Origin of the sequence: Hoyosella sp. YIM 151337 (assembly GCF_026041215.1) — a bacterium.
Lineage (GTDB): Bacteria > Actinomycetota > Actinomycetes > Mycobacteriales > Mycobacteriaceae > Hoyosella.
This window is the reverse complement of sequence record NZ_JAPEIQ010000048.1, coordinates 22,210-37,303: the sequence shown is the minus strand read 5'-3', so window position 1 is coordinate 37,303 and position 15,094 is coordinate 22,210. Positions and strand designations below refer to the sequence as shown.

12 protein-coding genes are annotated in these 15,094 nt (G+C 65.0%); 2 read left to right on the top strand and 10 right to left on the bottom strand.

What is annotated here, in order from left to right:
* Positions 1–42: 42 nt before the first annotated feature.
* The 7 genes from ONR57_RS22735 to ONR57_RS22705 all read right to left on the bottom strand — a co-directional run bounded on the left by ONR57_RS22735 (position 43) and on the right by ONR57_RS22705 (position 7,587).
* Entirely contained in the window at positions 43–879 is an 837-nt protein-coding gene (locus ONR57_RS22735; RefSeq protein ID WP_003937319.1) for an SDR family oxidoreductase, read from the bottom strand.
* On the bottom strand, positions 876–2,405 hold the full coding sequence (locus ONR57_RS22730) for an aldehyde dehydrogenase family protein (RefSeq protein ID WP_003937318.1): 1,530 nt from the start codon (positions 2,403–2,405) through the stop codon (positions 876–878). The genes ONR57_RS22735 and ONR57_RS22730 overlap by 4 nt, the downstream gene beginning before the upstream one ends.
* Complete coding sequence (locus ONR57_RS22725; RefSeq protein ID WP_003937317.1) at positions 2,402–3,127, bottom strand: transglutaminase family protein; 726 nt, start codon at positions 3,125–3,127, stop codon at positions 2,402–2,404. Before ONR57_RS22725 ends, ONR57_RS22730 begins: the two co-directional genes overlap by 4 nt.
* On the bottom strand, positions 3,124–4,584 hold the full coding sequence (locus tag ONR57_RS22720) for a cytochrome P450 (RefSeq protein WP_003937316.1): 1,461 nt from the start codon (positions 4,582–4,584) through the stop codon (positions 3,124–3,126). The genes ONR57_RS22725 and ONR57_RS22720 overlap by 4 nt, the downstream gene beginning before the upstream one ends.
* A 71-nt stretch (positions 4,585–4,655) precedes the next feature.
* Positions 4,656–5,858 (bottom strand): NAD(P)/FAD-dependent oxidoreductase, encoded by a 1,203-nt coding sequence (locus ONR57_RS22715; RefSeq protein WP_003937315.1) that lies wholly within the window; start codon positions 5,856–5,858, stop codon positions 4,656–4,658.
* On the bottom strand, positions 5,855–7,243 hold the full coding sequence (locus ONR57_RS22710) for a cytochrome P450 (RefSeq protein WP_003937314.1): 1,389 nt from the start codon (positions 7,241–7,243) through the stop codon (positions 5,855–5,857). The genes ONR57_RS22715 and ONR57_RS22710 overlap by 4 nt, the downstream gene beginning before the upstream one ends.
* A 23-nt stretch (positions 7,244–7,266) precedes the next feature.
* Positions 7,267–7,587, bottom strand: a complete 321-nt coding sequence (locus tag ONR57_RS22705) for a 2Fe-2S iron-sulfur cluster-binding protein (RefSeq protein ID WP_003937313.1) — start codon at positions 7,585–7,587, stop codon at positions 7,267–7,269.
* A gap of 120 nt (positions 7,588–7,707) precedes the next feature.
* Between ONR57_RS22705 and ONR57_RS22700 the strand changes: the two genes are divergently transcribed.
* Positions 7,708–8,709: an AraC family transcriptional regulator gene (locus tag ONR57_RS22700; RefSeq protein ID WP_029540275.1), complete on the top strand. Its 1,002-nt coding sequence runs from the start codon at positions 7,708–7,710 to the stop codon at positions 8,707–8,709.
* 127 nt (positions 8,710–8,836) lie between these two features.
* On the opposite strand, the gene ONR57_RS22695 is transcribed toward ONR57_RS22700, so the two are convergent.
* Both ONR57_RS22695 and istA read right to left on the bottom strand, forming a co-directional pair.
* Positions 8,837–9,592: an ATP-binding protein gene (locus tag ONR57_RS22695; protein ID WP_265125985.1), complete on the bottom strand. Its 756-nt coding sequence runs from the start codon at positions 9,590–9,592 to the stop codon at positions 8,837–8,839.
* Positions 9,589–11,214: an IS21 family transposase gene (gene istA, locus ONR57_RS22690; RefSeq protein ID WP_003937310.1), complete on the bottom strand. Its 1,626-nt coding sequence runs from the start codon at positions 11,212–11,214 to the stop codon at positions 9,589–9,591. The genes ONR57_RS22695 and istA overlap by 4 nt, the downstream gene beginning before the upstream one ends.
* A gap of 65 nt (positions 11,215–11,279) precedes the next feature.
* Between istA and ONR57_RS22685 the strand changes: the two genes are divergently transcribed.
* Positions 11,280–11,984, top strand: coding sequence for a TetR/AcrR family transcriptional regulator (locus ONR57_RS22685; protein ID WP_265125984.1), 705 nt, complete (start codon positions 11,280–11,282; stop codon positions 11,982–11,984).
* Between the two features lie 68 nt (positions 11,985–12,052).
* Here the strand turns inward: ONR57_RS22685 and ONR57_RS22680 are convergent, their stop codons facing one another.
* Positions 12,053–15,067: a Tn3 family transposase gene (locus tag ONR57_RS22680; protein ID WP_071935988.1), complete on the bottom strand. Its 3,015-nt coding sequence runs from the start codon at positions 15,065–15,067 to the stop codon at positions 12,053–12,055.
* Between the last annotated feature and the right edge of the window lie 27 nt (positions 15,068–15,094).

Genomic DNA, 15,094 nt, shown 5'->3' with positions numbered 1-15,094 from the left:
CCTCTTCGGTGGATCGGCGCACGACGGGGTTCGAAGACTGGATCAGTTGCTCCGGATTCTGTCCAGGTAGGCCTGGCGTATCCTCATGTCGACGTCGTCGAGGAACACCGAGTCCGTGCCCAGGGCCGATCCGAGCCAGGTAGCCAACCGACCGGGGACGAACTTCATCGCGGCGACCATGCCGCCGGCGAGGCGGGTGACACGCACGAAAGAACGCGGATTCTCGATCAGATCGGCTGTCGCTCGAGCGATCTCCTCGGGCTCGGCGTTGCGCAGTCCCTTGGCCCCAGCCGTCCCAGCGACGAGCTCGGTGTTGGTGAACGTAGGCCGGACCGTGGACAGCTGGACCCCGGACTTGCGGTATTCCTGTCGTGCTGCCTCAGTGAACCCGATGACCGCGAACTTGGTGCCGCAATAGGTCGCCAGACCGGGTACGGCGAGCTCACCGGCCAGTGATGCGGTGTTGATGATGTGCCCGGCACGCCGCGGCAGCATCCGTTGGAGGGCGAGTTTGGTCCCGAAGATGACTCCCAGGACGTTGATCTCGACCTGCCGCCGGGTCACCGCGTCGGCTTCCTCGTGGGCGTGCCCGGTGGGCATGATGCCCGCGTTGTTGATCAGCACGTCGAGGGGGCCGAGGCCCCCCTCGACCAGGTCGAGAAATTCGCGGAACGAGTCGGGATCGGTGACATCGAGGCGGGTGACGACCTTCACCCCGAGCTCGACGGCGGCCTCTTTGGCACGTGCCTCGTCGACGTCGCCGATGGCGACGCGGTGGCCTCGTCGGATCAGCTCCTTCGCGGTCTGGTAGCCGATGCCGCGGGCTCCGCCGGTGATCGCCACAGTCTTGGCGGCAGTGTGGGGGATGTGCGTCGTCACTTGCTGTTCTCCTTGTTCAGGCCGAGGCGTTGCCACAGGCCGCGGCCGGCTGCCGCGCGCAATACTCTTTCGGCGATGGCCGCACGCCGGGAGGTGTACGGGTACCACGTGAGTTCTCGTGCCGGGACAGGAATCCGCGGCTCGGTCACCGCCTGGACCCGGCAGTACTTGTGCAGCCCGTAGGCACCGCCGAGCCGCGCACCGATACCCGATGCCTTCCATCCACTGTGCGGCAGTGTGGTGGCGAAGAGGTTGCTGAAGACGTCGTTGATGTTGACCGCACCCGCGTCCAGGCGTTTCGCAATGCGCTGTGCCCGAGCGTGGTCGCGGGTCCACACCGTCGCAGACAGGCCGTACGCCGAGTCGTTGGCCAGACGGATGGCCTCGTCTTCATCCGCGACCAGCATCACCGGGATCGTGGGGCCGAAGGTCTCCTCGGTCATGCAAGCCATCGTGTGGTCGACACCGACCAGGACGGTCGGAGCGTAGTAGTTCCCGACCGCACTCCGGGTTCCGCCGGCCAGGACCCGCGCACCCGCCGCCACCGCCTGGCTGACGTGGCGATCGGCGATCTCGACCTGCCTCGCAGTGACCATCGCACCCACGTCGTCACCTGTCGCCGCACCCTGGGCCAGGGAGCGCACCCTCTGCGTCAGCCGGGCCACGAACTCGTCGTAGATCTCAGCTACCACGTATACCCGCTCGACGGAGATGCAGACCTGCCCTGCGTTGAACAGACCGCCCCACGCGATCCCCTCCACCGCACGAGCAAGGTCGGCGTCCTCCAGCACTATCGCCGGATCCTTACCGCCCAGCTCCAGGCTCACCGGCTTCAGGTGCTCGGCGCAGCGGATCGCGACCGCACGCCCGGTGGCTGTCGAGCCGGTGAACTGCACGAAGTCAGCGGCGTCCACCACCGACGCACCCGCTTCGCCGGCACCCACAACATGGGCCAAGACCGGAGGGGCGCCGATCTCGTGCCAGCCCTCGACGACCCGCGCACACGTCAGTGGCGTCTCCTCCGAGGACTTCGCCAGGACCGCGCATCCGGCAGCCAACGCGGGCGCTGCATCCATGAGGAAGAGGGTGATCGGGAAGTTCCAGGGCGTGATGAGCCCGACAACCGGATATGGGTGGTAGGTCTTGGACAGCCGCTTCGGCAGACTCAACAGACTCGAGGACCTGACCTGCTCGCCAGCGAGAAACCTCTCGGCGTTGTCAGCGTAGTAGGTGATGAATTCGCACGACGCGGTCGTCTCCACGAGGGCATCTGGGCGCACCTTGCCCGTTTCGGCTTGCAGCAGATCGGTGAGCTCGTCGGTGTGAGCCAGGATCCAGTCCCGCCAGCGATGCAACCATCTGGCGCGTTGCCGCGGGCCAGCCTCGACCCACCCGACCTGGGCGCAGCGGAGGTCAGCCGCGACACCGTTCACGGTCTCGCGATCATCCACAGGGACGGTTGCGATCAGCCGGCCATCGGCTGGGTTGCACACGTCCAAGGCGTCCGCTGCGGTCGCCGTGCTCATCGGTCCTCCAGGGGTGAGTGGAACCCACCGGAGATCCCGTCGGGCTGGGTGCGGCTGGTGGGTGTGTCGGTGAAAGCGTCAGCGATCACGTCAGCGCGCTTGAACATCAACGGTCCATAGGTATGCCGAAGCTCGGTCAGGATCGCGTTCAAAGGCAGATCGTCGAAGATGCCGCGCTCGCGGACGTACTCCATATGCTGGGCTCCGTCGGCGGTGAAGGCGTGCAGGAGTGCGTCGCGATCACCGTCGAAATCCACCGGCGGCACACCGAAACGCGCACACAACTCGGTGTTGAACGCAGGCGTCGCCTTCAACCACCGGCCGTCGATGTAGAGACGGCTGTAGCCGTGATAGACGAACAGGTCTGTGCCGCCCATGAGCGCTCGCAGCGCTTCGGTCTGCAGGTGATTGCGGACGTCAGCGAAACCCAGCAGCGCCGGAATCCCTGCCGCTCGGCACACCGCGGTCAAGAGCACCGCCTTCGGGACGCAATAGGCGCGCCCGGACTCGAGGACGAAGCTGGCTCGATAGTGGGCGGGATTGTCCGACACCGTGTAGGGGTCGTACCAGATCTGGTCACGGACGGCGGTGAAGAGGCGATTGGCCTTGTCCCGGTCGGTGCTCGCATCCCCAACCGCGGCGGCGGTGAATGCCCGGACGGACTCGTGCTCGATGTCGAGGAAGTCGGTCGCCCCCAAGAACGCCACCGGTGCCGGATTCATCTGCGCTCCAGGGTGATCGGCAACCCGTCGACAGGAATGGGGAGCGAGGTGTTGTCCCATCTCACTTCATACTGGTCGGGGACCGACCAGGTGTAAGTGCGCAGCATGTGGTGCAGGATCGCCTTGACCTCGAGGGTGCCGAAGTGCAGACCAATGCACTTGTGCACTCCTCCGCCGAAGGGGATCCACCCGAAACGGTGATTCTGGTCCTCATGGCGCGGCTCGCTGAAACGGTCGGGGTCGAAGGTGTCGGGCTCGGTCCAGCACGACTCGTCGAAGTGGTTCACCGCAGGAGCCACGGCCACCAGGGTGTCCGCCGGGATGTGGCGTCCGGCAATCTCCACGTTCTCGATCGTCTTGCGCATCACGATCGGCACGGGCGCCACGAGGCGCAGCGTCTCCTTGATCACCAGGTCGAGAGTCGCCATCGAGTCCAGGTCGTCGATGTCGGGGCGGCGTTCACCGAGTCGGTCGGACTCGGCCCGAGCCCGTTCCTGCCAGGCTGGGTGCTTGGCGAGGAAGTAGGCGGCAGCGGTGGTGGTGATGGTCGAGGTATCGTGGGCCGCCATCATCAAGAAGATCATGTGGTTGACGACGTCCTCATCAGTGAACGCCTCACCGTCGGCCGTGCGCGCATGGCACAGCCCCGCAAAGAGGTCGTCTCCCTGGGCACTTCGAGCCGTCGGCAGATGCCGGGTGAAGTAGTCCTCCAGGAGCGTGCGCCCATGGACTCCGGCGCGCCACCGAGTCCCCGGCAGCGGGAAACGGATGATCGAGCTGGCTGCGCGCACGGTGGCCACGAAGGCGTCGTTGATGGCGTCAGTGTCCTCGCTCCCTCCCCGACCTGCCATGAAGACCTCCGTTGCGACGTCGAGAGTCAGGGCCTTCAACAGTGGGTAGATGCGCGTGGACCGGCCCGCTGTCCACCTGCGGATGCTGGTCTCCAGCGTCGGGCCGAGCTGGTCGACGTAGCCGGCGAGCCGGTCGCGGGTGAACGCCTCCTGCATGATCCGCCGATGCATCCTGTGCTCGTCGAAGCTCATCAGCATCAGGCCCCGGTGAAAGAAAGCATCGATGAGATAGGTCCACCCGTCCTGGGAGAACGACTTCGCCTTGGTCGTCAGCGCCTCCTGTGTGGCATCCGCGCCCGCCACCATCACGATTCTCGTGCCGAAGGCGCCCATCCACCAGACCGGTCCGAAGCGTTGGTACCTGGCCCGGGTGAAGTTGGAGCCGAACCTGATGTAGTCCAGGGTGTGACCGAGCAGAGGCATGCCCGCGGTCCCTCGGACGGGCTCGAGCCCCGACCCCGCCGGGGGCGGGGCGAGCTCACGAACAGGCCACTGGTCGCTGACCCCTAGCAGGGTCGCGTCGGCCCGACTCGGCAATGGTGCCAGGAATACCGACGAGAGCCGCTCACGACCCTTCGCCAGCGGGAGCTGGATGATGTTCGTCACTGACGTTCCTTTCCGAAATGTGGGCCCGTACTCGCTGTTGTCGTACCATCGCCGCCAAGGGACCGATCACCTCAGACAGAGCCTGCGAGCACCAGTTCGGTCCGGCCAATGGGGAGTCGCTGCGTGATGACCCGCTTGCTGAACATGAAGTGACGGGGCCGGTTGATGCAGTCGGCGGCGATGAGCTCGCCCGCACGCAGGTAGAAGCAGGTGAAGTCGCGGTCCCGGGTCGGGTCGCCGCTGAGGACGACTTCGTCGTACCCGGTGTTGAGACCGGCGATCTGGAGCTTGAGATCGTATTGATCCGACCAGAACCATGGAAGCGCCGCGATCATCTTGGACTTGCCGCAGACGGTCGCGGCCGCCACCTTGGCCTGCTCACCCGCACTCGGCACGGACTCCAGGCGTATGCGACGGCCGTAACGGGCCATGTCATGGCTGGCGCAGTCCCCAGCCGCCACGATGTCGGGGTCGCTGGTCCGGGTCTGGTCGTCGATCACGACGCCGTTGTCGACGACCAGACCCGCGGCGGCGGCGAGCTCGGTGTTCGGCTCAACGCCGATACCGACAATGACGAGGTCGGTGGGAATTGATTCGCCACTGGACAGGAACACCTCGCGGACCCTGCCGTCACCTGATAGAGCTTCGACCAGCGCGCCCGTCCGGATGTTCACGCCCTCCTCCCGGTGGATCCGGTCGAAGAACGCCGATACAGCGGGGGCGGTGACCCGTTCGAGGACGCGCTCGGTCGCCTCGAGTACAGTGACCTCCAGACCGAGCGCACGCAATGAGGCGGCCGTCTCCAGTCCGATGTAGCCGCCGCCGATGATCACAGCCCGACACCCGGGGCTGGTGGCCTCTCGGATCATCTCGACGTCCGCAGCGGTGCGTAGGTAGTAGACGCCGACCAGGTCGGCCCCCGGGATGGAAAGCCGTCGAGGGCGGGCCCCAGTGCACAGCGCGAGCTTGTCGTAGGGCAGCGCGTCGCCGGTGCTCAACACGAGATGACCAGCCGAGCGGTCGATCGCCTCCACCTTCGCATTCAGGAGTTGGATCCCCTGCTCGGTGTAGAATTTGGCGCTGCGGATCGCGAGTTCGTCGAGCGTGCTCTTCCCCGCCAGGTAACCCTTCGACAGCGGCGGGCGTTGATAGGGCAGCGCCGACTCCTCGCCGATGAGGACGATCTCACCGGTCCACCCTTCCTGGCGCAGACTGGCCGCGAGTTGGGCCCCGGCATGGCCGGCCCCGACGATGAGGGCCCGCTGCGAGGTCATGCGCTGGATTTCGGGGTGAGGCGGACCATCATCTTGCTGATGCCCCTCACGAAATTGGACTGCACGTACTCTGGCTCGCCGACGACCTCGATATTGTCGAAACGGGGAAGCAACTCCTCCCACAGGATCCGCAGCTGGAGCTCGGCCAGCCGGTTGCCCATACAACGATGGACGCCGAAGCCGAAGGAGATGTGGTTGCGGGCGTTGGCCCGGTCGATGATGAACTCATCGGGCCGTTCGAACACGCGCTCGTCGCGGTTGCCCGAGGCGTACCACATCACTACTTTGTCGCCCTTGCGGATGAACTGCCCGTTCAGAATGGTGTCGGCCTTGGCGACCCGGCGCATATAAGCCAGCGGGGTTTGCCACCGGATGATCTCCGAGCCCATGTTGGGGATCAGGTCGGGGTTTGCCTTCAGCTTCTCGAACTGATCGGGGAAGCGGTTCAGCGCAAGAACACCGCCGCTCATCGAGTTGCGGGTCGTGTCGTTGCCTCCGACGATCAGCAGCACGAGGTTGCCCAAGAATTCCATCGGGCGGTCGATCAGGTCCTTGGTGTTCTCGTTGCTCTGCAACATGGTGATCAGATCGAAGCCGGGTTCCTCCCCGGCAGCCATCCGCGCTGCCTTGTCGTGCCAGAGAGCGCTGAGACCTCGCGCCATGTCGCGCATGCCGGGGAACACCTCGTCGTTGTCCGAGGGCCCGCCGTTGGCTTGCTCCAGCGACGTCGCGAGATCTGACCAGTAGACGAGCTTGCGACGCTGCTCGTACGGGAAGTCCAGAAGGGTGGCAAGCATCCGAGCGGTCAACTCGATCGAGACGTTCTGCACCCAGTCGAACGGCTGATCCACGGGCAGGTCGTCCAGCACCTCCTGCACACGCGATCGAATCAGCCCCTCCATCTCACGCAGGTTCTTCGGCGCAACAACGCCTTGGACAGCGGCCCGCTGCGCGTCGTGGCGTGGCGGATCCATCGCGATGAACATCGCGATATCAAGGAAACGAGGCGGGGCCCCGATGACAATGAACGGCTCGGCGGAGAAGAGCTCGTGGTTCTTGTCCACGGCCACGATGTCGGCATGCCGCGTGACAGACCAGAACGGACCGAACGCACTGTTGGGCTGGTAGTGGACCGGCGCCTCGTTGCGCAAGCGCTCGAAGTAGGACTGCCAGCGCCCCTGGCGATAGAGAAAAGGGTTGCTGAGGTCGATGTCGGCGAGCTCGACGTCCTCGACCGGCGGGATAGGACTCTCGACGAAGAGCTTCTCTCCGTTCGTCCCGGTCACCCATCGCCGGGTCTTGTCATACAGATGCGCGCCCTGGATCTGCAGATCCATCGGGATGGTCGACTGAACCTTGGCGGTGATTGCTTCAGGAATCTTCATCAGGTCTTAACCGTTTCTCGCCGTCACATCTGGAATTCGGGTAGTTCGACGATCAAGCCGTCCCACGCCGCCGACGCCGCCATCTGGCAGGACAGCCGGGAGGTCGGCTGGCGCTCGGGGTTCATCGCGAGCATCTCCTCCTCCTCGGGACCCGAGAGGCCGACCTGCTCGGACCATTGCGGATCGACGATCACATGACAGGTACCGCACGCGGCTTCGCCTCCGCAGTCGCCGTCGATGCCGGGCACCGCGTTGTTGGTCGCGACCTGCATCAGCGACTGCCCTTCCTCGATGGGCGCCTCGTGCTTCTGGCCATCGTGGGAGACAAAGGTGACAACTGCCATAGCCAACTCCTGGATACGTCGTCCTCAATGTGAACTTGGTCAAAGTGTTGTCGAAGACGAGCGCGGCGGCTATGTTCGGCAGAGTCAGAAACTTGTGAATTCGGCTCAAAGGGGACCAGGGTGAACCTCAACGACGAGGGTGTGCCTCCACTCATGTTCGCGCAATTGCTCGAGAGCCAAGCACTCGACTCAGACGCTGTCGCGCGGCTTCGCAACATCATGGCTCGCGAAGGAATCGACGAGACGACGTTGATCCAGCGGAACATCCAGGCCCCGATACGGTGGTTTCGCGAGGTGTACCCCGCACTCGATGTCGACCAGGCAACTACGCTCGGCTTCGCGTTCGCCGAGCAGGCTCAGTTGACGTCCTTTGGCCCGTTGAGCTTTCCTCTGGTCAGTGCAGGTTCGGTAGCCGAGATCGTCGAGCTGCTCACCTATCTGCCTTTGATCTCGACGGCCCTCAGCCCACAGTTCCACCCAAGAGACGAGGGGCTTACTGTGGGGCTCAGCGCACATACAGGCGATCCGGCCCTGAACTGCCTGGTCGTCGCGTACAGCGGGTCGGCGCTCCTGCGCCTGCTTGACATGCTCGCTGGCGATGTGCCGACCGTCACCCTCCATCTGAGCTGGTCGGCGCCGAACTTTCTGGCCAATCATGAGGACGCCCTAGCTGGGCGCCTGTACTTCGACGCTCCGACGTCATTCCTTCGTGTCCCCGCGGATACCCTCAACGAGGTATGTAGGTTCTCCGATCCCGTCGCCTATCGCCTCGCCATCGTTGATCTGCAGCAAACCCTCGAACAGCGAAGCAGAACCACGTCTTTCTCGGAGAAGGTGCGACGGCTCCTGGAGGAGGATCCCGGCAAACGAAGTAACGACTGGGTCGCACACGAGCTCTCGATATCCCGTAGCACACTCAAGCGGCGCCTGTCCGAGGAGGGGACCACCTTTCGCGAGTTGCGCGAATCATTCCTGCGTGATCGTGCGATGCTGCGGCTGCTCGACCGATCGATGTCGGTGAGTGAGATCGCTGCGGATCTCGGATACAGCGACCTCGCCAACTTCTCTCACGCCTTCAAGCGGTGGACTGGTCGCTCTCCACGCGAATTTCGGCACGAATAACCTACCCGTCCCGCCGCTGGTATAAAAAAGGCTGCGCGAAGTGGTGGACTTCGGATCAGCCTCGAACATGCACAGTGATCAGCGAGTCATATTGATGAATACTAGCTTGCCCGACCGCGGCGCCCAACTATCGGCTGTCCGCCAGATGTCGGCGCATGTTCGGCCCGTCCAGGGCGATGATCTCGGCGCCGGCGACGATCCGGTTGAGGATCGATTCGGCGATGACCGCGTCCTGGAGCGACTTGTACCAGTCCGGCGGATCGAACTGCGAGGTCACCAGAGTCGAACCTCGACCTTCACGAGCGGCCAGGATGTTGAGCAACTCGGCCGCGGTGTGCGCAGCCACCGGCGTCGTCAGGAAGTCATCCAGGACCAGCAGGTCACAGTTGTGCAGATCCGTCAGGAAATCCAACCGCCGCTGCGAGGTCGGTTCCAACACGGCGAGCCGGTTGGCCAGATCGTCGAGCCGGAAGAACCTCGCGCTGTAGTACTTTCGGCACGCGGTATTGAGCAGTGCCAGAGCCACATAGGTCTTGCCCACGCTGGACTGACCGAGCACGACAAGATTGCGGGTCGACTCGATCCATTGACAGCTGGAAAGCCGTGCGATTAGCTCCCGATTGAGGTTGCGGTCAGCCAGATAACGGATCTCTTCTACGCAGGCATCAGGGTTTGGCGTTCTGGAGGCCTTGAGTAGTTTCTGGGTCCGACGTTCCTGTCTGGCCGTGATCTCCTTATCCAGCGCGTGGAAGATCTTCTGGGAGAAGGTCCACTCGTCGCAGGCGGGATCGTTGGCCAGCTCGATGACGGTCTGCCCGAACGCGGTCATACGCAGCTGCGTGAACAACGGCATGTCCGCGTCGGTGAGGTGACGATCGATCACTTGGCCCCTCCCTCATCCGTCAAGTCGGCTCCGGTGGCTCCGGTCAAGGCAGAAAGGCTGAACTGCTCGGGCCCGGCCAGATGCGCCCCGGTGGTGTCGCGCTGTCCCGCCGGTGGCGCTACCGACGCAGCAGTCGCTGGTTCCGCCGCGGTGGTCGGTCGTGCGGCGGCCTGGGCCCGCAGCGCCGCCAGGCGTTGCTTGACCGCGGTGTAGGAGATCGCCCGTCGGGTCTGTTCGGAGACAAGTTGCCCGCAAGCCCGCTCGAGGAGTTGTTTGTCGCTCTTCCCCAGGGCGAGGATGTTCTGGCACGAGCGGTAGCCCTGGGCCTCGATGCGTTGCCGGTCGAGCAGGTCGCTGATCGCGGCCACGGTGCACGGACCGACCTTGTGGGCCTGGCGCACGAAGTACGCCCGGGACCACAGATCCGAGGATTGCAGATGCTGGGCGGGCACGTGCTCGGGGTCGGTGACGTACGAGTGCCGGCGCCCGGAGACGGCATGGGAGGCGATGACTTCTCCGTCGCACATGATTGCGAGTGTTTCGCCGGTGATCTTCACATCGACGAGCTGACCGGCGAAGGTGTGGGGCACCGAATACTTCACCGTCGCGATCTCGACGTGGTAATCCCTGTTGACCTTGGATTTCCTCCAGGTCACCGGCTGCCACCGTGCGTCGGGCAGCGCCAGCAGTTGTGGCTGCTCGTGCTCGGCGAACAACTCCCGCCGGCTGATCTTCTGTCCGCGGAACGGGATGCGGTCATTGATCTGATCGACCTGGACGTTGATGGCCTCGCCCAGGTCGTCCAGGCTGGCGAACCGGCGGTCGGCGAGTCGGCCGATCACCCAGTTCGTCACGATCTTGACCCCGGACTCGACGTGCCCCTTGTCGCGGGGCCGCACCGCTCTGGTGGGCACCGCGGCGGTGCGGTGGTACTCGAGGAAGTCCCGGTAGGCGTGGTTGACCTCGCGGGCCCTGTCCCCGCGTGTGATCTGGTTCGACGCGGTCGAGGTGTTATCGGGCACGACCACTTGCGTGACGCCGCCGAAGTACTCGAATGCCTGCACGTGGGCATCGAGCCAGTTCGCTGCCTTCTCGTCCAGGCATCCGCAGGCGAAGACCATGCCCGAGTACGGCAGCGATGCCACGAACACCGACACCCGGGTCCTGCTGCCGGTGACCGGGTCGAAGATCGCCATCGTGGTGCCGGCCCAGTCGACCTGCATCGTGTGCCCGGGTACGTGCGCGATCCGCATCGTCAGATCGTTGACCTCGACGTACTCACCGATGATCTGGCAGAACCGCTGGTAGCTGTAGTGCCGCTGCCCCGGCGCCCCTTCGGTTTCCAGGTAGTTGGCCCACAGCACCCGCAGTGGGAGCTTCTTCTTGCCTGAGCGCTTCTTCACCGCGGCGGCGACATCGAACATCACGAAATCGATTGAGGCGTTCTTTCGCCCATCGGTGAACAAGGCGTCGATCTCCTCGGCGGTCAACGCCTCGATCTGGTCCTCGGTGGTCAGCTCCCGTTCACCGCAGATCTTCTTCGCTTTGGCGATCGTGCGGTGCGAGCATCCTGCGATCGCTTCGATCTCCCGGTACGACCTGCCTTGCAGCAACTGTGACATCACCAATCGGTAATCAGTCACCCGTGCCTCCTGTTTCGGGTTCACGCGCAGCCGAATTGCCACGCGTGAACCCGAGACGAGCACATCGCCTCGGCTACCGCTACCGGATGCTCATACTCGCGCTACCCGATCGTCAGAACCGTGCTACTCGAAACGCGTTCCTAACACACGGCCGTGTTCCAGCGACGGCTGGATCCTCCGTATCCTCGCCCTGCAAGGCGCGGACCTGGGCAACCGCATGTTCAGCATCGACCTCGCCGAAGAAGCCCGGGACGGGCGCGGTCACCCGCACCTCGAAAGTCGCGCGCACCACCCTCTACCGGCACTTCGGCAGCAGCACCCACCTGCTCGCGGCCACCTTCGAACGCCTACTCCCACGCGTGGACACCCCACCCGACGACGGGCCCGTGCGCGAGCAGTTGATCGCGTTGCTCACCGCCCAAGCCGACCTGATCGAGAACGCTCCCCTCCAGCTGACCACCCTGTCCTGGCTGGCCATGGGATCCATTACCCCCGACCCCGGCGCACCCCCTGACTCGGGCGCGGTCACCTCCCTGCGCGCCCAGGTCATCCGCCGCTACCGCGAACCGTTCGACCACATCCTCACCAGCCCTGAGGCCCGCGCCCACCTCGGCGACCTCGACACCAGCTTCGCCATCATCCAACTCCTGGGCCCGATCGTCTTCGCCCGCCTGACCGGGCTGTACAGCATCGATCACGACGACTGCGCGCGCCTGGTCGACGACTTCCTCACCGCCCACCGCGGGTAGTCGGCAAAAGCCCTGCCACGCTGCCCGATCGCCTCGTCTGCGCACCCCGGCGCGCGGTCGGTTCGGATTCAGAACAGGGTGTCGCGGACCCGCAACGGCCGGTAGCCGGTGGGTCCGAGCTGAGCCAACTCGGCGTCGATGTCGACCTCGATCGCGCCGAAGAAGTTGATGTTGGCGCTGTGCGCGGGCGAGATGTGGGCCAAGACCTCCTCGTCGATGCGCCGCCCAGCCCGGCGCATCTGCTCGACCGCCAGCCCGTAATACTCGGTGGTCCAGGTGATGAGGGCGTTGGTGACCAGGGTCAGACACCATGCCTGCTCGGTCTGGGCTTCCAAGTGACGGGCGCGGAAGGCTCCTTCGTGGGCATAGAGGAGGCCACGTTTGAGGGCGTGGATGGATTCGCCCTTGTTGAGCTGGCGCGAGATCTTGCGCCGGTAGTCAGGGTCGGTCAGATACCGGCAGGCATAGATGGTGCGGCGCATCGCCCCGTACTCTTTCAATGCTGCGGCGAGGGCGTTCTGTCTTCCCGACGCCGAGAGCTTGCCGACCAGCAGCGAGGCGGTGGCGTGCCCGAACTTCAGCGATCCGGCCAGCCGCAGCAGGTCGTCGTAATGCTCGGCGATCAGGTCCAGGTTCAACTTCCGTGTCAGCAGAGCGCCGGCGTGCGGGAACAGGGTGTCGGCCTCGGCGCGCGGCACCGGCCGGTACAGGGTGATCTTGCCCAGATCCCGGATACGCGGGGACAGCTGCATCCCCAGCAGATCGAACAGCGCGAAGTTCACCAGGGTGACCCCGTGAGTATCGGTCGCATGCTCGGTGACTGGCAGATCCGTTGCGTTGCCGAGGATTTCGTCCAGGACGTAGTGGGCTTCGCGGCGGGTGGTAACGATGACCTTGGTGCCGTAGGTGGTGTGCTGATCGGTGACGTGGGTATAGGTCGACAGGCCCTCCTCGGCGAAGAAGTGATTCACCGCACGGGCGGTGACCGATTTGCCGCGCGTCGGGAACCTCTGCCCGTCCGATGACGAGAGTGTGCCGGTGCCGAACACCGTGGTCAGTGGCAGTCTCTGGTGGTAGCCGATGATCGCCAGGTTCGCCGCGCGCAGCGTCTCCTCCCGCACATACCACTCCGCGGTCCAGGACAGAATGTCGTAGGAGATCCCCGACGCCGCAGCCATATTGGTGAGACCGAGGTTCGTCGAGTACGCCAGCAGCACCGCGATCAGATTGCGTTTCAACTCCGGGCTCCGCGTCTGCTTGCCGCCCGCGTGGGTGAAACAATCCAGGTAGCCGGTGCGCTTGTCCATCTCGATCAGCACCGACACGATCGGCGCGAACGGCAGCATCTCGGTCAGCTCGGCCTTCAACTCGATGGCCTCGGTCGGAATGTCCTCGGCGCTCAGCGGGGAGATCACCAGATCACCGGTCTCGTCCAAGCGCACCGGCCCGTCACCGGCGGCGAGCATCTGCTCCAGCTCACCGACCGCCGTCAACCACTCGTCGGTGAGCGCGGCCAACGCGGCGGCCGGGTCGGCGGGTTTGTCGACCAGGCGGCAGAATTCGGCTCGCTGCGGCTCCCATTGGGTCGGGGTGAGCAGGTAGGCGGCCGGGTCGGCGTAGCGGCGTGATCCGGGCACGAACACGTCCCCGGTACGCAGCCCGTCCCGCAACCCGAGCAGCACGCACAGCTCCCAAAAGTGACGATAGGCAACGGTATTGCCGGTCTTGCGGGCCTCCTCGAGATAACCGCGCCACTTGGTCGGCACGAACCCCGCCGGTGCGTCGTCGAACACCTTGCGGCGACCGGTCGCGTTGAGTTCGCGCAGCATGTCCACCGCGATCAGCAACTCCGTCGCCGCCGTACCACCGGAGAACCGGACCGCCGACAACACCGCCGGAGTGAACTTCCTCAGATACGAATACGAACTATCGAGAGCGGCCAGATGCCCGTGATCACGCGGCAACCGCGGCTGGGCCTGCGCAATCGCCGCACGCAACCGCTCCAACCCGATGCTTCCGCCCCGGATCAACCCGCCCACATCCTCATCAGGGATCTGCGGGTCGATGAGGATGGATAGGAGGTCATCCAGCAGCGCTTGCCGGTCCTCCCCGGTCTTCGCCCGGTCGGCCAGTTGCTCGCGCATCCGGTTCTCCGCGGCACTGAACTTCCCCGACAGCGCCTGATCGAACAACGCCACCACCTCATCGAGCACATCAGCGGCCGACTGCGCCAGCACCGTCAACAAGATCGGATACCGGCGCTGCGGATCGCGACGCTCCAACGCCTGCCCGGTCAGACGGCGGCCCAGCATGGCCAGGAACCGGCGACGCTCAGTCGGCAACACCGACAGATCAAGAGTGTCCGCGCCCAAACCGCGCACGAACTCCAGCTTCTCGACCTCGTTGCGCACAGCGGCTGTCGACGCCTCCACCGGAGGCGTCGACAGCCACCGCAACCGAGACATCCGGATCGAGACATCGGTGACCAGCAAGCCGTCCAACTCCGCGCAGCGTTGCGGCGTCAGCTCATGCGCCAACCGGTCGTAGGTCTCTCGTTGGGCCTGCTCACGCGCGTGCACGACGCGGCGGACCACGGTGTCGGGGCTGGGCCGGATCACCCGCGCCGAGATCAGATACTCACACCCCAACCGAAACAGCAGGGTCGGGGAATCGTGCTCCATCGCCCGCGCCAACAGGAACTCGTCGAGTTCTTTCAACTCCATCGCACCCGCGCTCTGCCAGCTCAGATACTGGGCCACCAGGTGCAGATGCGCGGTGCGGGTCTGCGCCCGGCGGCCGTACGAACGGATCTGCGACGCATCGACTTTCAGCTGATCCGCCAACCGTGCCACCACCACCGGCGGCGCGGCGGCGACCTTGTCCGGCACGAACCCCAGCCACGGCAGCGTGCACAACGCCACCGCCAGACCGAGCTGATCCTCCGGACCACGCCCCCGCCCCGGCGCGACGAACGCGATATCGGCCGACGTCAGCGTGAAGAACCGGAACAGCTCCTCGCGGCTGACTTCTGGAAACTCCCGCAGACGCGCCAACTCCTCAGCCGCGAATACCTGCGTCGCCATGAAACCCGACCTCCAGCACACCGACCA